The following is an 18,227-nucleotide window of genomic DNA, read 5'->3' as shown; positions in this document are numbered from 1 at the left end:
CTTAACTAAAATATCGGCAGAAAGGTTGGTAACTATGTTGAGTATAAATCCAAATATGGTGGAGATAGCCTCCCTCCTCGGGGAAACGTCACGTGCAACTATACTGGCAAGTTTAATGGATGGGCGTTTTCATACTGCAGGCGAATTAGCATTGATGGCTGTAATAACACCTCAAACCGCCAGCTTTCACCTTTCTAAATTAGTGGAAGGTAACCTTGTTAAAGTTGAAAAACACGGACGACATCGTTACTATCAGCTAGCAAATGGAGAAATTGCACACATTTTGGAATCGTTTCTTGCCATTTCCCCATCTCCTCAAGTTCGGTCGTTAAAACAATCAAGTCAAGTCAAAATGCTTCAGGAAGCCAGAACTTGCTATGATCATTTGGCAGGAAAACTAGGCGTCCAATTAACTGAATCGATGTTGAAGGCCGGATATTTGAAAAAGGAAGAGAGGGAGTTTACAGTTTCACCCAAAGGAGATCGTTTTTTTTCTGAATTCGGCATAGATTTACTTGATTTAAGAAAAAAACGCCGTTCCTTTTCCCACTCATGTTTAGACTGGAGTGAACGTCACCATCATCTTGGCGGTGCTTTAGGAAATGGGCTCCTTACACATTTTTTTGATTTAGGCTGGATAGTCCGTGTTCCATCTATTCGCGCAGTAAAAGTAACACCTAAAGGGAAAGAAGGATTTAAAGAAGTTTTTTGCATAGAGGTATAATTTAATAATCCCTCGTAAAAAAGAAAAGAGGCTCATTTCTTTTTCACGAGGGATTTTCTGTTGAACTATTCATACGATTACTATAAAGCTCTTTTAACAAATTTATTTTCCTTTTGGAAATTGCTATTCACAAGATAGATGCCAATGATAATAAACAGTCCGCCAATTAGGACTGAAGTGTATATCTGTTCACCTAATAGTGCCCACCCTGATAATACACCGAAGAAAGGTGCCAAAAATAAAAAGGCACTTGTTTTTCCTGGATCACTCTTTTGTAAAAGGTAATACCAAACAGCAAATTGAACGATCGATGACATGATACTTAACCATAATAAAATGAACAACGAATTACCATTCAGTATGAAAAATGGTTTTTCAAGATTAAAGCTGCCAAGTAAAAGCAGTAAACCGCCGAAAAGCATCTGATAGGCAGATAAAACCCATGTATCGGAAATCGCTCCCCATTTTTTCGCCAATAAAGTGGAAATGGCCCAGAAAACAGCAGAAAAAATGCCGAAAAGAATACCAACCTTGAATTCAAGTTGCGCCCCCATCGTTATAATTACCCCAACTAATCCTAATAAAACTCCAATCCATTGATATAGTTTATAGCGTGTTTGTGAAAAGATAGTACCGAATACAACAACAAGCAACGGGTTCGTGAATGTAAGAATGGAGGATTCACTTGCTGTAATAGTGCGTAAACTCAGGAAAATGCACCCCATTACTCCGGCTGTTTGAAAAGTGCCGATAATAAGCATCTTTATCCAATCCCCTCTAGAGTTTGGATGCGGTCTTTTTAAAAAAATTACGATCATCGCCATTATGAATCCGGCAAGTGTGAAGCGTAATGCTGCTAATAATAATGGGGATGAATAAGGTAAACCAATTTTAACGACTGCAAAAGAAGAACCCATCAAAAATGTCGTTAAAAGTATCAACAGTGTAAATTTGTAAACATTCATTTTTTTATCTCCTGACATATTTAAATGACCGATCTACAGATATTATAGCTGGTGATTATTTCAGCTCTCATCGAAATATGGAATACAAGTGGAGATAAATTTAATAGTATCGACATATCATAGGGATCTTCATAGTTTAATTGGCATATGTAACCTCTTTAAATCATCGTATTCATCTTTGAAATCAAATTTAAAAAAGAGTTTACCTCAATTCTTGAAGTTTTATCTCTTCTAGCAAACTTCCTGCCTTAAATTTCTCTCATCAACCTAACTAAGCTTGTAATTCCTATTTTTCATATATTTCAAGAGGCAAATCATCCGGATCACAAAAAAAAGTAAACCTTTTTCCTGTTAACTCATCAACACGGATAGGTTCGACTGGAATGTTCTCTTTTTCTAAATCTTCAATCGCCTGATTAATATCTTCTACTTCAAAAGCAAGATGTCTAAGCCCTCTTGCTTCAGGATAACTAGGTCGGTGGGGGCTATCAGGAAATGAGAACAATTCCAGCTGATATTCCCCTCCGACGATTAGATCCAATTTATAGGATTTCCTTTCTGACCGATATGTTTCCTTCTCGATATCACACCCTAAAATATTCACATAGAAGTTTTTTGATTTTTCATAATCGGAACAAATTATTGCTACATGATGTATTTTATTAATCTTCATTTGCTTCCTCCCCAAGAACATCGGTTATTTTCAATCTAATTTTGCCAAAGTTATCATTAGACAAAAACTTAGTTTTCTTTACTTCCTTCGGACTCAACTGCACGAAACTGCTGCATCCATTTCCCTTTCATCTGAATATAAAATGCTTTACTTTTTAAATAAATGACAATTAACCTAAAGACTTGAATCAAGTCTTTTAATGTTAAGGTTATTTAATAGCACTTCATACTGATCAGAAGGTAAATAAAAATTAATCAGCAAATTAAATAGCCAGCCTTTTTTATATCACCATTCTTTTATTTCACCTATATATATATTTAGGTGGAAAAGGCTCTTTTTATCTTAAACATGATGATTCCAGATATCATGATTATGATCCCGATCAATTTATTTATGGTAAAGGTGCTTTTTCAAATCCGAACCACCCTAAGGTGTCAATCAGAACTGCCATGGTTAGTTGTGCGACAAGGACGATTGATATGGCATAGGCTGGTCCTAAGTGGCAGATTGCCTGCATGATGCAATAGTCGAGTAGGACTCCCAAGACGCCACTTAATAGATACAGCTTATTTATATGCCCAATCGCTAACAGGTTCTTATCCTCCAAGATGATGAAGATGGATAGTGATGAAATAAAACCAAGCCCGAGAAAAAGAGTTCGTTGTATACGAAACATTTTGTAAAACGCTTTAAAACATCGCATTTATAACCATTCTTATGAAAAATATCTATATATCCTTTCTCATCTCTTATAAAACGACCTGGATCTAACCAGTTCATAAAGAAGTGACAAAAAGGCTTATGTTGTACATGCTAGGCTTAATTGCAATAACTCTCCCATTTTCCAATGTGGAGTTATGTCTACATTGGTAGCAGCCTTAAAAATTGAACCTTTATCCCCTATAATAAAGAAAAAAGCATATCCCTTCGGGTATGCTTTTCTTTACCAGTTATCCGTTTTATCTAATAATTGATCAATATCAAATGTATCGAGATGAAATGGAATTGACTCTTCGGCAAGTTCTTCAGTAGCTAAAAGCAATTGGTCAATATCTATTATAGTCAAAAACAATTCGCCTCCCTTTTAATACCTTTATCCTCAAACATTACTTCTAATAGTTGATTCTTTTGAGGGTATCATATCTAGCATTCGACATTTATTTAAGGGTAGTTCACAGGAACCGACAACGCTCTTTGTCTCCAAAAGCTCTCCAGAACTAGCCAAAAAAGTAGGTTTTGTTCAAAGGACGAACAAGCACCAAGCTATAGATTTAAAAGCCTTGTATGGTGGTTAAGCCAAAAAGCAGGAGTACTTCACCATGGTTGTAGCTGTCAATCTTTAACTCGGGTCTTGATAAGTCTGAAGGATTTCAATGGATGTACTTATATCGTGCATTCTATTCAGGAGGAAGTACCATTGATGTGGTTCGGTACAAACTCTAAGTCTCATCCAGCCGACACAGCGACAGTTACTCATTAAATCCAATATAAAATTGATCTTTGTGCAAAATCCGATCATATGCATACCATGGAGCAAGCCAGCGTCCATGTGTATTATTCGCTGCTCTCGGAATGTATCGAACCGAGAATCTTCCATCTCCAATTCCAGCCCCTTCATAAGTACTGGCAAATGGAAATTTGTCACATTCATATCGTTCAGGCTTACTTAGTTTGGAACACGCTGCATCTTTCGCCTTTCTATTGACGTTATACTGCACCAAATCATATTTAGAATACATTCTGGTAAGGGGCGGCCTCCCTTGTATTCCAGGAATCAAACTTCCTGGGGACGTTAGAGCGTCCTTATGATGTTGAAAAGCTTCCAACATGACGTTGAAGTAAGAGTTATTCATGTCATAGTAGAAAACCAGTTGTACGTTAGCAAAGATGGACCCTTCATGATAGAAATGAGGGTTCAACACAAACATATAGTCGGCAGAGTCCATACGGATCTTCTCTTTAGGACTGTCTTCGGTAAGTGGCGAGAATTTATTACAAGGAGGGAAGAAATGAATAGATCCCTATATGTAAATATTCATACACCACAATACTTTTCTAATAATTTCCATTATACCGAAAATAAAACTATATAATTTTACAATTGTATAACAATTGAGTGTATTGAATTTTCAGTTAAACCGAAAAAACTTATGGGACTTTTTATTTTTTGTGAGAATGCTAATAATATGGAAGGTGCAATTGGATTTATTATTTTTATTGAGCCTTAAATAAAATAACTCACCCGTAAGTTCGATAAGTAAAACGATTCTTGATCGCTCCCTATTGTGGAAAAAGAACCAGCTGACATAAAACTAATTTCAGGAAGTTTCAACCATATTCTTTTCCGATTTTTACTGGTATAATATGGATGATTTTGTTAAGGAGAGGAGAGAAAAAGATGAATCAACTTGTATTCGAGCAATTTGAGATGACAAGAGAATACTTCATCAAAAATGTAGTGTCCGTTCCTAAGGAACAAACCGATAAGCAGCCAGAAGGTTTTAATAACACAATTCATTGGCATACTGGTCACGTTTTGACAATTACAGAACAAACTATGTTTGGTTTCCCGCATGTAACAACCCATCTTCCCACGAATTATATAGAATTGTTTGGGAATGGCACAAAGCCAGCTGATTGGACAGGGAATATACCTGCTATGGATGAGCTGGTTGTACAGTTGAAAGATCAATTAACTCGTTTAAAGCAAATTCCTCCAGAACAGCTAGATCAAGATTTGGATACACCATTCCTAGGTTGTAAGACTGTTGGAGAACTTGCAGGTTTAACATTAATGCATGAAGCGACTCATATGGGGCAAATTCAGGCAATGAAGCGTATGATTGAACATGTAAGTCTTAAAAACTAATTTAACAAAGTATTATATTAAGATGAAAAAACCAGTCTAATAAAGCTGGTTTTTTCTTTTGGTATATTTTATACATCATTAGTCTACATAACACTCTCTATTCTCATTACTCCACAAACTATTCCTTCTTGAACACCCTTAATCTACCTATTTTTATTAAGCTATTCTGCCCCTTAGTGCCATAAGAAAAAAGCTGACTCAGCAATCTTATTGAAGTAAAGCACCCGTAATAAACATATATTAGATTTTCCCCATTAAAAATACCCGTTATTTTTTTAGAAGCTATAGAATATTATAAAAGGGTATGATTTATCTAACTTAGGTTTTCTATTATGTCAAAAAACAATCAACTGCAAAAACAAATAGACACTCAACTATCTGTAGCAAACTTTACTGGTACTGAATTAGGACAAGAGCTTGCAAATATTCATCAAGAAGTTTCTCAATTAATTAAATCGTATCTCCATTTCAAAATTTCCCACAAGGTGGCCCAGCAAATCTAGCTTCAAACTCATTAAAAAAACAGATAGTATCATATAGTTCTCAAGCTCAACAACTAATGAAGAAAGCAGATCAACAAAGAAGAAACTCCAAAAGAAAAACACAATATAAGAGATTATATAGGGCATCTTCCTTTAATTTTTTTGACTCAAGTCCTTCATTTCCTTTCACTAAAAAGGAGATGCCGATCATCTATGGTAATGAAGTAAAGCACCTGTTAGCCATCCATTAAGCGCAAAAATCAGCGCTCCACCACAGAGAATGAAAATCGTGGGAAATCGTCCATACTCATTCTATGGCTGGGTGAGTAAGGCGATGAACTATGGTGCCAATAGAGCCCATTCGTTAGTCTGACTCCAACGGCCTCGGTGCATCACAGACTGTCGCTCCCTTAAGGGGTTGACAATAAATAATGGGTGATAATCAATACAACCAGGCTCGGACCTTTTTTAGTGGATCTTATTAACTAGCTCACCTCGACAATAAACCCGTGAGCTAGCCTGTTTTGACCTTGATGATGTAGATGTACAAGAGTTCCCTGGTTATCCTCTGAGGTTATTGTTTACTTAAAGATATCCAATCCAACTTTAAAGTATGAGTTTAATCCATAAGCCACTGATTGAACCGTATTCGCATTATCCAATAGTGACTGTTTATTCTCCCCAGTTGGATTCTCTTTTGCACGTATAAAGGAGGCTTCCAGAGCTGACAACTTTTGTTTCAACTCATTGATTTGCTCTTGGACTGAACCCTTAATTGCAGTAGCTTCCCTGAAGCACTGTTTACCTTTTGGACTAATCGTTGCTCTGCTTATCTTCCCAGTTGTACTCTTTTTGATAGCTATGAGGTTCTTGTTCGCAAGTATCACTAACTCAGCCCTTACCACTTCAAGATTTTTATCGTACTTTTCAGCAATTTTACTTACACATCTTTCTCTATTGCATTCCTCAAGGAAAAAAAGTATTTGCTTTTGTAGATGATTCATATTGGTTTCTCCTCTTAAGTTTGTTTCCATTTGCAAGAATTATGAAGTTTCTTTCTACCGTTTCTATAAAGTTTGCATACCATAAAACCCCAAAACACATATATTGTTTTTTTCGTATTTTCTCTCACAAAAAAACACCTTTAATTTATCACAGGAACCACAGAATCTAATATAAAACTACAGAAACTAACAAATGTTTTTTAAATATTCAATTAATCGCACAAAAATTGGAAGTATGCACATTCATAACGTAAGGAAAAGAACGAGACAAACATTGTTTAAGGATATAGGGACAAGAGGATCAGTGCCATTCGATTGCGGGAAGTATTAGGCTCAACAACTCGAAGAGTAAGAAAAACAGCTGCTATGTTAACCGAAATCGATGAATATAGTAAAAGGATCTAAGATCATCTCACCAAGAAAAGCTGGTGGCAGAAATTATGAAAGTAAATAGAAATATCCATATGGGTTATACCAAGATAAAATTCTCTGGCGCCCGTTAAGAAAACAGGTTTTTTCTGAAGTATATATCAATTAGGGTTTTCCATCCTTTTCCCAAACAATAGTTAGCTCGGATTTTGAAGATATATCATCTATAAATTCTTCATCACGATTTCTATATCCCTTTCCTCCGTCTGAAGTTAAAAAGTCATTCCACCTTGTGAAATCATATTTCCACTCAAATGCTTTACTATTACCGCAACAGACTCGATATTATGAGTCCAATGTATTTTCCTTTCGGATAATTGATTTACCGTTTTATCTCCAAGGCTTTTTACACTTTTAAACCTTTCGATTAATCTTTAAATATTCGTTTCCAATATCATAGTCAGTCCCTTCCAAAAATATTATTTTCTTAAAGTTAACTTGAAATTTTTACCACAACCATTAAAATAAAGTTTTCTTCAACTAACTGCCCATTTAGTTCATTAAGAAAAACCGAAATCAGGTCATTTCGGTTTTTCTTTTTTATAAACAGTACAACTTTTTTCTAATCCACAATTTCGATTCTTATCGCAGTTAAAACATCTATTAATAACCGATAAAACTTAACAACTTTCATTTTCTTTTCATTTGTATATTCCTCAAAACTTTTTTAAAAACCCCTCTAGATAGTAGTTGTAACATCGTTTGTTCGTGATCTTGTTACACTGCATACCTTAAGTGGATAATATGACTTGAAAATTCAAGTAGCCTAACTCTCTCGTGGCTATCTTAGTCCATATGGACTTGGACTTGCCCAAAACTTTCGAACTTCTGAGTAAAATAACTTGAAGTAAGATCAGATATATGAACTCCAGTATTCCTTGTTGTATGAATAAAGCGACCATCCCCTAGATAAATACCGACGTGGGTTATCTCTTGACTTAAGTCTGTATCTCTAAAAAATACAAAGTCCCCTGCCTTTGGATCGCTGATTTTCGGCAGCAAGGAATGGTAGTCCGCTGCTGAACCACGTTTAAGGGAAATGCCCTGCTCCTTCATGGCCCAATAGATAAAACCGCTGCAATCCATTCCAATCATCGGATCATATTCCCCGAAAACATAGTTAAATCCACGTAGAGTATAGGCATACTTTATGACATCATAAGCTTTATCATAGGAAGCCTCTTGATTTGTATAAAATGGATACAAGGGATTGCTGTATATTTGAAGATACTGTCCCTGCATCAAGCTATCAGTTGGTAACGCGTTACGCTTTTTGATTGTATCCACCGATACACCGTAATTATCCGAGATACTTTTAAGTGTTTCATTATTTTGAACGACATGCTCTCCTTTTGGTGTATACGTTTTATACTCGGCTTGGTATTGTGCAAAATATTTTTCTGCGGTAGATCTCACCTGAACTGTCTCTGCTCCGTATCCAGAATTAACGAACTGATTTCCCCCCAGATAGATCCCAGCAGTGACGACTTTTGAACTTCCCATTTCCAGAAAAAATATAACATCTCCAGCCTTAGGCGTATTTGTATCCATTCCTTGCTTATAATAGCCTTCAACTGACAAACGGTCGATAGGCACCTTTTGTCGGGAGAGTACCCAATGAATCAATCCGCTAGAATCAAACCCTTTGATAGGTGTCTCTTCCCCAGCCGTTTTTTTAAATCCTGTAAAAGATTTCGCATAATTCCCAATTTGTTTCCCTCTCTCTGACCACTGATAGTTCGAAGGAGTATAAGCAGTCTGAATGGTTAACTTCTGGCCAATATATAACTTACCATCCGGTAAACCATTCATATTCATTAATTGCTCTGTCGATATATCATAGATCGCTGCAATCGATTCTACCGTTTCTTGAGAGGATACAGTATGCACTCGATCTGCCGCTTCAACTTTCAAGCCAGATAAAAAAGAAAAACTAACCATGCCTAGTAATAAAAGCAACATACTACCTAATATTCTTTTCGCCATTTAACCCTTCCTTTATCATACAGATTTTGTTCCTTCCTAATGAAATGATGTAATAAAATATCAACTTTACAACTTTAACATAAAAATACTATTAATTGGATTTACTTCCACTTTTATAAAATTGAACTAACCTGCTCTTTTGTTTATACTTTTGCGATATTAATATAAGGCCATATTGTAAAAAAATGCCCCTTCGTAAAAGTGTCTTTTACGAAATACGCTATTAAGCTAATTATAGGATCAACAATAATAAGGATATGACGCGAAATACAAAAAGCTCAGTTCCAAAGTAAGAAAGAACTGAGTTCAGACTGTAGACGAACTCGATGAAGAACAAGTTTGTCTCAATTTTATTTAGGTTTATAAAACCTTGAACATCGCTTGGAACATAGGGTACTCGCTTTCCGCGGGCGGTCCGCCCTCGGCGCTTTTGCGCCTGTAGGGTCTCTCCTCGACGTGCCTTTCCCGCAGGATTCTCCCACACACGCTCCAATCAACTCTGTTTTGAAATTTAGATAAGACCCCCTTTTGTCTACAAACTCCTGAGTTTTTAATTATTTTCTTCACTCTTATATGTTGTAAAGTTATGAATAAATAACTTTATCTTTAACTTTGCATAGTGACTTCTTGTTCCTTTTTTCTAAATATTTGTTTTCTTAAGAATGGGATTATCCAACGATCTAAACCTATTCTCGCTGCATTAAAGCCTGCAACAAGGATAAATATTTCAATTAAAACCATCTGTGGGTTTGTACTCGTTGCTCCAGAGAACATGTAGGAAAAGTTCATTAGCACTCCCATTAATACAGCAAAAGTTGTAAAAGTTCCTAAAATTAATCCAAGTCCGACTAAAAATTCACCCCACGGAACTAGAATGTTGAATATCCCTACATTTGGTAATGCAAAGTCACCTAAAAAGTCAGCCCACCAAGATTGAACAGATGGATGTTCACCAGTTACTTTTCCTATTGCACCTGTTATGAATCCAGATGCATCAAATTTCCCACTAGTTATTTTACTCCACCCTGCATTCAACCACTGCCACCCTATAAATATACGAAGTATTGTCAGCATAAATGACGCGTAAACATTTTCTCTTATAAACTTAACTAACATTATTAAATCCTCCTTAAAAATAAGTAGTTATACTGGTTAACAACAATTTTCACAAGGCTATTAAATTGTCTTACTCTTAGTCGTATCTATTCAAAAAAAGATAATCCGTAAAAATTTATCAGTATTTTTAGCAAGCTCCATTGCTAAAAAAGACCCTTGTTTGTTGCCCTCTTGAAATTTCTCCAACTAACCATTTGCAAACCTTTAAGTGCTCATTCTTTTTCTTTTTTTTAAAATAAACCTAGATGGGGATACGTTCCGAGAAATACAGATCCAAAACAGTAATTAGAAAATCTCATTCAATATTGCTTCTTGGGGACATATGGACAGATTTTCTTAGCTCGTTAAAACTTTTTCCGGATATTTGAATATTGACTTATCTTTCGGGATTAAGTTTAACAAACCTATTAATAATGTTTATTTCCCTGCCCCATTTGGACCGATAACCCCAACCAATTCACGTTTACCGCTTCATTACCATGTTAGGATACAAACAAACTCTTAATGGTAAGTGCGGAATTCATTGCAAACATCTCCTTTGTAAATAATTTTTCTATAAACTAATAATGTTTACCAAAGGTAACATCAATCTAAAAAAATAAAGTGGTTATCTATCACACTTCACTTTAACTGCATTATATGCACTAAGGTAAAAAAGTTTCCCTAAGGAAAATTTTAAGCTAAAGGTAAAACCTTGTCAATCAAAATGGAGCCATTACTACCCTTATCTTCGGGATGGCTGGGTATGCGTTTTCTTAAGAAAAACGTTTAAATGTGAACGCTCCATTTCTACTTCTTATATGTAACAGGTTTTTCACTTGGTAACGTGACAGTTATTTACTTTATTAATTCTAACAATAGTAAAGTAGTGAACTTGCCCCTAATATTGAGGAAATACTTTGCTCAAAAGAAACAAAAATACCTAATAATGTGACTAAATAAAATTAATCTAATCTAGTTTAATTTATTCTTTTTTCTCAAAACCAGACTAATCTAAACGTAAAGATATTAGCATACGTCCATATGCTATTTGAAATGAGTAGGAAAATGGTGTATAGACCTACTGAAAGATGCCCGAACGTATATAAAAGTTATATAGAGAATATCTAATATGCGACCGATCTAGATCGTAATCGAATTATCCGTTTGGCATTATTTATCGCCGCACATTCAAAAAGAGGATAAAAGTATCCTCCATAAACATAAATTACTGAATTCCCTCTCCCCTGCAACTGCTTGTATCGTTTCTTCTTCCAAGGAAATGTTTTTAGCATTCCCGGGGATTTTTTCATTATATGCAAAAAAAAGAGCCCTCCAGTAGAGTTGAGTAATCTAACACCACTCACCTTACGGAAGAAGCTCTATTTTTCATGTAATTTTCATATCAAACGAATTTGACTGATTGATAGAACCAGCCATTAACCCTTAAACGAGGCCTTTTTATACTGCCGTATAACCGCCGTCGACAATAAGGCTTGTGCCTGTAACAAAAGATGCATCGTCACTTGCAAGGAAGAGAACGGCTTTAGCCACTTCTTCCGCTCTGCCTAAACGGCCGATTGGATGTAAATCGATCAAACCTTGTCTGATCTCACCTTGAGCTTGGGCAATAAGTGGTGTATCAATATATCCTGGGCAAACTGCATTGACACGAATGCCATCTTTTGCATAAGTCGCACCTAACGTTTGTGTTAACAGTTTGACCCCTCCTTTCGCAGCAGAATAGGCTGTTACCCCAGGTTTCCCTGCATGGCTATGGATGGAGCCTGTATTGACAATTGCGCCGCCAGTAGATTGTTTTTGCATTTGCTCTATCGCATATTTATCGGATAGGAAGACACCGGATAAATTAATATCAATTGTTTTTTGCCATTGCTCATAGCTTAACTCATGAATGTTTCCGTCTCTGGCAATTCCCGCGTTAGCGAACATGATATCCAGTTTTCCATATTTGTTAACCGTCTCTTCGATCATATTCTTTACGTCCGTTTCATTCGTCACGTCAGTTTTAACAAAAAGAGTATCATACCCTTTGCCATTTAACTCTTCTGACACCGCTTGTCCATGATCAGCAAAATCGGCAATGACCACCTTTGCTCCTTCTTCTGCAAATAATTGAGCCGTACTTGCTCCAATCCCGCTTGCTCCCCCTGTTACGATTGCCACTTTATTTTCTAATCTCATATCTAAACACTCCTTGGTTTTTTAGTTTCTAATATCCCCTAATAATGTTGGGATTTTAGCGAGCAGTCGCTCCGCCATCTATCACAAATTCAGTACCCGTCGTATAGGAAGATTCGTCCGAGGCAATGAAAAGCACTGTATTCGCCACATTATTGACGCTGCCCAGATGTCCTAACGGAAATTCTTTACCCAATTCATCTTTTGAACTGCCCGTTTGTTCAGATGCATAGTCCGCCATCCCGGTATCGATATATCCTGGATGAATCGAGTTTACACGGACCCCTTTTGAAGCATACTCGATGGCAGCATCTTTAGTCATAGTCCGGACCGCTCCCTTGCTTGCACCGTATAAAACATGACCAGGCGCGCCAATCAAGCCTGCAATGGAGGAAGCGTTTATGACCGACCCTTTATTTTGTTTCGCCATGAGTGGCATAATATGTTTCATTCCCAAGAATACGCCGGTCACGTTAATCGACATGAGGCGATTCCATTCCACCAGTTCAATTTCCGCAACCGGTTTAATGATATAAATACCCGCATTGTTGAACAGAACATCCACCTTATCAAAAGTATCGATCGTATCCTTTGCAACCCTTTTCCAATCTTCTTCATTGCTGACATCATGACGGATGAATAGGGCTTCACCGCCGATTGCCTGAATGTCATTCACAGCTTGATCACCGGATTCCTGGTTGATGTCAGTGATGACGATTTTTGCTCCCTCCCTAGCAAATAACAAAGCTGTTTCTTTCCCGATTCCTGTACCCCCGCCTGTAATGATTGCCACTTTGTTTTCAAGTCTCTTCATATTACCAAATCTCCTTTGCTTACTACGCAACAGATTCCTTAAGCACCAGAAATCTCCATCCCTAGAGGTTCTCCCTGGACGACCATTCTTATACAAGCAAATAGCTGACTACAACGTTGAAATCCTTGATTGAATTAGAAAATGGTCATCTAATAGCTTCATTCTGTGTTCATACATTTATTTTACTCCTTACAATTTGAATTACTATCCTATAAAGTGCTGTATAATAATAAGGTTAGTTCCCCCTATTTATAGGGTATTTTGTTTTAAGGAGAAGGAATTCACATGGCTCATCCCTTTCATGCATATGAAGAAATAACATTGCAGCAATACATATTATTCATTAAAAGTCATAACAAACAGATTGAAGAAAATATCAATATTTATTTGAATCTAGAGCCCTTCATATTAGAACCTGAACGTAAGATGATACAAACATTACTGGAATCATTTTTACTATTTTTATCCGCTCCAAATATCGAGGACATAAAAGACTCATTCGAAGAGCATTTGGATACTTGGCTTCAATCACATTTACCCCTTTTAAATGATTCTCATTTCAGCATGTTCCGATTAATCTTTGAAAAGTCGATTGTTACCTTAATGGTAAACCTGAAACATGCCCAACCCCTTTCCATTCTTATGTTCTTATTATCCATTTTCTCTCATCTCATCCATTGCTATAACAAGTGGACGGGCGATGAACCGGATCAACATCCCAAAACCAAACAAGAGAATGCAGAACTTAAAAGACTGCAGTTACTGAACCGATTAGATGAACTTTTAATTAACTCGGCAGGATTTAAGGATTTTTCTTTTATCCTAAAAAAATGTGAGGAGTTCTTTAACTATAAAAGATGTGTTTTTTATGCTTATATTCCTTGGTCCAATCAATTTTACGGCACCATTGGATCGGAGCTGCCAAAAGTTCAAAGCATGAGGGGGCAACTCAGCTCCAAGCAATCCATGGTATTCAATTCAAAAAAGCCGGTATTTTTAAAGAATCCCCGTAATCACATTAAAGAGGAACATATACAGCTATTTAATCTTTCATCTGTCATTTTTGTACCCATTGTTCATGACCAGCAAGTCTTCGGATGGCTGACCTTTGATCAATTAGGGGAGGAATTCGATTATTCAATAGATGAACTGACTTTACTTGAACAGGTCGGAAAACGGCTCGGTTTATATTTATCAAGAAAAGATGATGAGGTGTCAATTGGTACCGACATACAACTGACGGAACGGGAAGCCATGATTTTAAATTTACTGGCTGAGGGCTATAACAATAAAAAAATGGCTGAATTGCTGCTATTAAGTGAGCATACCGTTAGAGATTATGTAAGCAGTTTAATGACAAAGTTTAAAGCTAAAAACCGTACACAGGCAGTCGTTTATGGCTTTCGGTTAGGGTTATTGAAGTAAAATTGAATCAATCAATAGCTTTACTGATCTTTATGACGATTTGTCATATTTTCAACATTAAGGAATCTATATAGAAGGGCATTGTAGAATAACCAAAAAAAAGACCGAAAAATTTTTTCCGGTCTTTGATCTTCTTGAAATTTTCATTTATTACAAAAGAATATACTTTATTTACTTTCACTTTTTTTCTCTGTTTTTCCAGATAAAAACCATCCGCCTATAGCAATGAGAAGCATGACTGACCAAAAGATTATATTCCAAATCGGTCCTTCAACAAAATCGTGAGAGATAATGTGCACGGCTGGATGCGCAAGAGTATGCATTAATAATTTAACCCCTACCCAACCAACGATTAACATGGCTGCCGTTTCGAGGCTAGGTCGCTCCGTCAGTATCTTAACGAAGTATCCTGCCGCAAACCGGATGACGATTAAACCTGCAATTGCCCCTAATAAAATAACAATGAATTTTGCCCCATCCATACCTCCTATATCACCCATCGGCGTATCTGGCAAGGCAATGACAAGAGCGACTGCAGCTAAAATTGAATCAATAGCAAAAGCAATATCAGCTAATGCAATTTGCGCAACGGTCATACGGTAGCTTTTCCCTTTTTTTTCTTTTTCTCCGTGATCCCTTTTTAATAAATGCTTTAATGAGATGAAAATCAAATATGCAGCCCCAATGGCTTGAACTTGCCAAACATGGAAAAGGTACGAAATGATGAAGATTGCACCAATCCTAAATATAAAAGCCAAAAGCAACCCAATATTAATCGCTTTTTTTTGCTGTTCTTTTGGTAAATGCTTTGACATTATGGCTAAAACCAATGCATTATCAGCAGATAATAAACCTTCTAAAAAAATTAGAATAATTAACACCCAGCCATATTCCAATAATAACGATAGTTCCATGATACCCCCCTAAAAGCATGTATAAGAATGCGTATATGACTTCAAACCCAACAACACTTTCTCCTCCAATATTGTCCCATCTTATCTACTTCCTTATTCAACCCTTCCGTCCCATTAGCTTCATAAAAATAGGGTACCGATGCAGCTCCCTATTTAAAGTAAAGCATCCGTCAGCTCTATAATATCTTTTATGCTTAGACTTCATCCGATTGGGAAAAATCGGGATTTATATCTTCACACTTCGGAAAGCACCAACTTAATTCCCAATCTGACGTTAAATGGTATTTCTGTAAAATGTCTTTCATGATGTTCCTGGCGTCTGCCGATGTATCGGAGATATTCGTTACAAAAACATAGTCAAGTTCCTTTGTTTCAATAAAACCAACATACCAGCCAACGTTTGACCCCTGCCCCGTTTTTCCGTAAAGTTTATAGTTGTCCCCTTCAGTCTGGATCATCATTCTTTTAACGGTTTTTATGATATCCTTATCAAAAGGAAGATTTTATATGTATAAATTTTCCATATATTCCACTAGGAGAAATTTTGAGTGAGCTGCTTAGCCAAAACTGATCAATCCCTCCACTAATATCTTGGTTGCCATAAGAAATCTTATGAATCCATTCCTCCATTCGACTCTCTCCAATGTCGCGGGCCATTACTTGATAATACCAAACAACTGAGTTCCTTAAACCGGACCCAAGCGTATGATCCTGGTTCCATATCTCAATTTCCCTTTTCACACCATCCCAGTATTTAATGTCATATTCATCCTCTACAGCCCCGACCTGTAATTCGATGAGTGCATTAGGCACCTTAAAAGTCGATTGCTGCGCAAATCTTTGTTCGGCACGTTCATTATTATAGATAAAAGTCTTGCCTGTTTTCACTTCATGTAATATAAAAGTTCCATCACGTTCAGCAAAAATTCATCAATTTCGAGCTTCTTCATGTTAAGTTTATCTTTGGCGGCATTGGCCCCGCTTGGCTGTTGCATGCATGTAAATAGTACGGATGCGCAAATAAGTATTAAAAGGGCTGCCAGAAGCCTGCTTTTTTAAAAATTCATCACCTCAAAAAAATCATTTACAATCCTATCCATTCTAGCAGATAAATCCAATATTTTTAAGATTAAGAATTCTCATCTTTTCATAACAAGCTTAATTAAAAAAGAGTTACGGCGGATAACGTGGAAAATTAAACATCATTGCTCTCCTTATATAATTTAGTTGCAATATTAATCAAATGAATAAAATCAAGGCTTTTCCTAAATAATAGGAAGACTAATTAACAGGGAGGGATTTATATGGATGCTAAGCGTGTAAAGCAGATACTTTCTTCATCAGCTGACATTGAGGTTAGATATAATGGCACTTCAGTATGGATTGATAATTTAAATGAAGATGGAAGAACGGCTACAGTACATCTAAGAGGCCCATTAGAGGAAAGATCAGACGTAGCAATAGACGAACTTAAAGAAATATAATATCCATTAAAATAAGCTCCTCTTAATGAGAAGAGCCGAGTTTGTCTACAGTAAATTAAGGATTTGTACAATTTGAACGTTGATTTACTCTCCAGGCACTCGCTTTCCGCGGGCATTCCGGGAAGCCTCCTGCGCCTTTGCGCCTATGGGGTCTCCCTGGACCCGCTTTTCCCGTCTCGCACACCCGCTCCAATCTACCTTGTTTTGACCTTTTGAATGAACCCCATACTTCGTACCTCTCGTAATGAGAAGATCCTTTATTTCAACCTTAATTTTTGACCGATATAAATTTTGTCGGGGTCTTTAATTCCGTTAAGACTAACAAGCGATTTCACCGTTGTTTTATGATTTTTTGCAATGAAGCTAAGAGTGTCACCTTTTTTTACAGTATACGTTGTGGCTGGTTCTGTTTTCAATGCACGGGAGTTGCGGGCCCTAAAAGTATTTATTGGATCTGTAAAATCCCTATAGGCTATGTTCAAATCCACCTTTGTCCTGATCCCACTTACCTTACCTGAATCAGAATGCTGCCAAATATCCGTGCTACGTCCCAACATGCTGTTGTATCTGGCAATCCACAAAGCGTAGTTCGTTAACCTTGATTCATCTAGGGCATTTTCGAGAAAGTATTTACCACTATACAGCATAGCCGTATATCCAGCTTCTTCAATAGCTTCCAAAAAAGCGATTGCTGCATCGGTTAGCGTTTTTTTATTTGCCTTTTTTTTATTTTCCTCAAGATCAAGGACAACAGGGTAATTTAAAGCAAAAGAGCTGATAGAATCTAAAAAATAAGCAGCTTCAGCCTTTGCTTCTGCAACAGTTGCAAACTTTGCATAATGATAGGCCCCGACTTTCAATCCCGCTGCCAATGCTTGTGGTGCATTTTCTTTGAAATAGGAAAGCTTAGAATAACTTGTTCCCTCTGTTGCTTTAATGAATACAAACTTCACGTCTGCCTTTGCAACTTCCTCCCAATTAATAGCACCTTGCCAATGTGAAACATCGATTCCCTTTATATATTCCATATTAATGACCTCCTCAAGGAACAACCCTATGGGTGGTAAATGTTTATGGTTTCCACAGGAAATATTCAGTCCTTGTACACCTTATAATAAGGTATTTGATTGAGTTAAAACAATTATAAATCTTATAGTATTG

18 protein-coding genes and 2 pseudogenes are annotated in these 18,227 nt (G+C 36.7%); 5 read left to right on the top strand and 15 right to left on the bottom strand.

All coding sequences use genetic code 11. From position 1 onward, the window contains the following. Positions 1-37: 37 nt before the first annotated feature. Positions 38-724: an ArsR/SmtB family transcription factor gene (locus ACIQ0C_RS22450; protein WP_403064225.1), complete on the top strand. Its 687-nt coding sequence runs from the start codon at positions 38-40 to the stop codon at positions 722-724. A gap of 80 nt (positions 725-804) precedes the next feature. Here ACIQ0C_RS22450 and ACIQ0C_RS22445 read toward each other — a convergent pair whose 3' ends face one another. From ACIQ0C_RS22445 to ACIQ0C_RS22425, 5 genes are all read right to left on the bottom strand, one after another. After that, positions 805-1,689, bottom strand: coding sequence for a DMT family transporter (locus tag ACIQ0C_RS22445; protein ID WP_403064174.1), 885 nt, complete (start codon positions 1,687-1,689; stop codon positions 805-807). Between the two features lie 286 nt (positions 1,690-1,975). Further along, on the bottom strand, positions 1,976-2,362 hold the full coding sequence (gene gloA2 / locus ACIQ0C_RS22440) for an SMU1112c/YaeR family gloxylase I-like metalloprotein (protein WP_402842309.1): 387 nt from the start codon (positions 2,360-2,362) through the stop codon (positions 1,976-1,978). Between the two features lie 391 nt (positions 2,363-2,753). After that, entirely contained in the window at positions 2,754-3,038 is a 285-nt protein-coding gene (locus tag ACIQ0C_RS22435) for a DMT family transporter (protein WP_403064170.1), read from the bottom strand. A gap of 267 nt (positions 3,039-3,305) precedes the next feature. Next, positions 3,306-3,428 carry a hypothetical protein gene (locus tag ACIQ0C_RS22430; RefSeq protein ID WP_402842304.1) on the bottom strand — a complete coding sequence of 41 codons (123 nt, stop codon included), beginning with the start codon at positions 3,426-3,428 and terminating at the stop codon, positions 3,306-3,308. 403 nt (positions 3,429-3,831) lie between these two features. Then, complete coding sequence (locus ACIQ0C_RS22425; protein WP_403064167.1) at positions 3,832-4,308, bottom strand: NucA/NucB deoxyribonuclease domain-containing protein; 477 nt, start codon at positions 4,306-4,308, stop codon at positions 3,832-3,834. A gap of 452 nt (positions 4,309-4,760) precedes the next feature. On the opposite strand from ACIQ0C_RS22425, the gene ACIQ0C_RS22420 reads away from it, so the two are divergent. Continuing rightward, positions 4,761-5,231 carry a DinB family protein gene (locus tag ACIQ0C_RS22420; protein WP_403064164.1) on the top strand — a complete coding sequence of 157 codons (471 nt, stop codon included), beginning with the start codon at positions 4,761-4,763 and terminating at the stop codon, positions 5,229-5,231. A gap of 332 nt (positions 5,232-5,563) precedes the next feature. Next, positions 5,564-5,734: a hypothetical protein gene (locus ACIQ0C_RS22415; RefSeq protein WP_402842295.1), complete on the top strand. Its 171-nt coding sequence runs from the start codon at positions 5,564-5,566 to the stop codon at positions 5,732-5,734. 560 nt (positions 5,735-6,294) lie between these two features. Here the strand turns inward: ACIQ0C_RS22415 and ACIQ0C_RS22410 are convergent. The 7 genes and pseudogenes from ACIQ0C_RS22410 to ACIQ0C_RS22380 all read right to left on the bottom strand — a co-directional run bounded on the left by ACIQ0C_RS22410 (position 6,295) and on the right by ACIQ0C_RS22380 (position 13,243). Next, complete coding sequence (locus ACIQ0C_RS22410; RefSeq protein WP_403064161.1) at positions 6,295-6,717, bottom strand: hypothetical protein; 423 nt, start codon at positions 6,715-6,717, stop codon at positions 6,295-6,297. Between the two features lie 534 nt (positions 6,718-7,251). Continuing rightward, a pseudogene (locus tag ACIQ0C_RS22405) lies at positions 7,252-7,326 on the bottom strand (hypothetical protein); the annotation flags it as partial. A gap of 32 nt (positions 7,327-7,358) precedes the next feature. After that, the gene (locus ACIQ0C_RS22400) at positions 7,359-7,514 is read right to left on the bottom strand and encodes a DUF1572 family protein (RefSeq protein ID WP_367233714.1); all 156 of its coding nucleotides are present in this window, start codon (positions 7,512-7,514) and stop codon (positions 7,359-7,361) included. Positions 7,515-7,932: 418 nt separating this feature from the next. After that, positions 7,933-9,132 (bottom strand): C40 family peptidase, encoded by a 1,200-nt coding sequence (locus tag ACIQ0C_RS22395; RefSeq protein WP_403064158.1) that lies wholly within the window; start codon positions 9,130-9,132, stop codon positions 7,933-7,935. A gap of 606 nt (positions 9,133-9,738) precedes the next feature. Next, positions 9,739-10,248, bottom strand: a complete 510-nt coding sequence (locus ACIQ0C_RS22390; protein ID WP_402842286.1) for a DoxX family protein — start codon at positions 10,246-10,248, stop codon at positions 9,739-9,741. 1,440 nt (positions 10,249-11,688) lie between these two features. Then, positions 11,689-12,432, bottom strand: a complete 744-nt coding sequence (locus tag ACIQ0C_RS22385; RefSeq protein WP_402842284.1) for an SDR family NAD(P)-dependent oxidoreductase — start codon at positions 12,430-12,432, stop codon at positions 11,689-11,691. A 55-nt stretch (positions 12,433-12,487) separates the two neighbouring features. Further along, the gene (locus tag ACIQ0C_RS22380) at positions 12,488-13,243 is read right to left on the bottom strand and encodes an SDR family NAD(P)-dependent oxidoreductase (RefSeq protein WP_403064154.1); all 756 of its coding nucleotides are present in this window, start codon (positions 13,241-13,243) and stop codon (positions 12,488-12,490) included. 285 nt (positions 13,244-13,528) lie between these two features. Here ACIQ0C_RS22380 and ACIQ0C_RS22375 point away from each other — a divergent pair, with 285 nt between their 5' ends. Further along, positions 13,529-14,668: a LuxR C-terminal-related transcriptional regulator gene (locus ACIQ0C_RS22375; RefSeq protein ID WP_403064151.1), complete on the top strand. Its 1,140-nt coding sequence runs from the start codon at positions 13,529-13,531 to the stop codon at positions 14,666-14,668. Positions 14,669-14,835: 167 nt separating this feature from the next. On the opposite strand, the gene ACIQ0C_RS22370 is transcribed toward ACIQ0C_RS22375, so the two are convergent. Both ACIQ0C_RS22370 and ACIQ0C_RS22365 read right to left on the bottom strand, forming a co-directional pair. Then, positions 14,836-15,582, bottom strand: a complete 747-nt coding sequence (locus ACIQ0C_RS22370) for a TerC family protein (RefSeq protein WP_403064148.1) — start codon at positions 15,580-15,582, stop codon at positions 14,836-14,838. Positions 15,583-15,857: 275 nt separating this feature from the next. After that, a pseudogene (locus tag ACIQ0C_RS22365) lies at positions 15,858-16,577 on the bottom strand (penicillin-binding transpeptidase domain-containing protein); the annotation flags it as partial. Positions 16,578-16,886: 309 nt separating this feature from the next. Between ACIQ0C_RS22365 and ACIQ0C_RS22360 the strand changes: the two are divergent. After that, positions 16,887-17,066, top strand: a complete 180-nt coding sequence (locus ACIQ0C_RS22360) for a small, acid-soluble spore protein, H family (protein ID WP_402842273.1) — start codon at positions 16,887-16,889, stop codon at positions 17,064-17,066. A 257-nt stretch (positions 17,067-17,323) separates the two neighbouring features. Here the strand turns inward: ACIQ0C_RS22360 and ACIQ0C_RS22355 are convergent, their stop codons facing one another. Beyond that, positions 17,324-18,094: a GH25 family lysozyme gene (locus ACIQ0C_RS22355; protein WP_403064145.1), complete on the bottom strand. Its 771-nt coding sequence runs from the start codon at positions 18,092-18,094 to the stop codon at positions 17,324-17,326. Between the last annotated feature and the right edge of the window lie 133 nt (positions 18,095-18,227).

Origin of the sequence: Peribacillus sp. NPDC096448 (assembly GCF_044762675.1) — a bacterium.
In the GTDB taxonomy this organism is placed as follows: Bacteria; Bacillota; Bacilli; order Bacillales; family DSM-1321; genus Peribacillus; species Peribacillus frigoritolerans_B.
The sequence above is the reverse complement of the archived record's forward strand: the minus strand, read 5'-3'. Positions and strand labels throughout refer to the sequence as shown.

Bases quoted from the DNA above. Each gene is read 5' to 3' on its own strand.
- ACIQ0C_RS22445 (WP_403064174.1), bottom strand. From the start codon at position 1,689: ATGAATGTTTACAAATTTACACTGTTGATACTTTTAACGACATTTTTG.
- gloA2 (WP_402842309.1), bottom strand. From the start codon at position 2,362: ATGAAGATTAATAAAATACATCATGTAGCAATAATTTGTTCCGATTAT.
- ACIQ0C_RS22435 (WP_403064170.1), bottom strand. From the start codon at position 3,038: ATGTTTCGTATACAACGAACTCTTTTTCTCGGGCTTGGTTTTATTTCA.
- ACIQ0C_RS22425 (WP_403064167.1), bottom strand. From the start codon at position 4,308: ATGGACTCTGCCGACTATATGTTTGTGTTGAACCCTCATTTCTATCAT.
- ACIQ0C_RS22420 (WP_403064164.1), top strand. From the start codon at position 4,761: ATGAATCAACTTGTATTCGAGCAATTTGAGATGACAAGAGAATACTTC.
- ACIQ0C_RS22415 (WP_402842295.1), top strand. From the start codon at position 5,564: ATGTCAAAAAACAATCAACTGCAAAAACAAATAGACACTCAACTATCT.
- ACIQ0C_RS22410 (WP_403064161.1), bottom strand. From the start codon at position 6,717: ATGAATCATCTACAAAAGCAAATACTTTTTTTCCTTGAGGAATGCAAT.
- ACIQ0C_RS22395 (WP_403064158.1), bottom strand. From the start codon at position 9,132: ATGGCGAAAAGAATATTAGGTAGTATGTTGCTTTTATTACTAGGCATG.
- ACIQ0C_RS22390 (WP_402842286.1), bottom strand. From the start codon at position 10,248: ATGTTAGTTAAGTTTATAAGAGAAAATGTTTACGCGTCATTTATGCTG.
- ACIQ0C_RS22385 (WP_402842284.1), bottom strand. From the start codon at position 12,432: ATGAGATTAGAAAATAAAGTGGCAATCGTAACAGGGGGAGCAAGCGGG.
- ACIQ0C_RS22380 (WP_403064154.1), bottom strand. From the start codon at position 13,243: ATGAAGAGACTTGAAAACAAAGTGGCAATCATTACAGGCGGGGGTACA.
- ACIQ0C_RS22375 (WP_403064151.1), top strand. From the start codon at position 13,529: ATGGCTCATCCCTTTCATGCATATGAAGAAATAACATTGCAGCAATAC.
- ACIQ0C_RS22370 (WP_403064148.1), bottom strand. From the start codon at position 15,582: ATGGAACTATCGTTATTATTGGAATATGGCTGGGTGTTAATTATTCTA.
- ACIQ0C_RS22360 (WP_402842273.1), top strand. From the start codon at position 16,887: ATGGATGCTAAGCGTGTAAAGCAGATACTTTCTTCATCAGCTGACATT.
- ACIQ0C_RS22355 (WP_403064145.1), bottom strand. From the start codon at position 18,094: ATGGAATATATAAAGGGAATCGATGTTTCACATTGGCAAGGTGCTATT.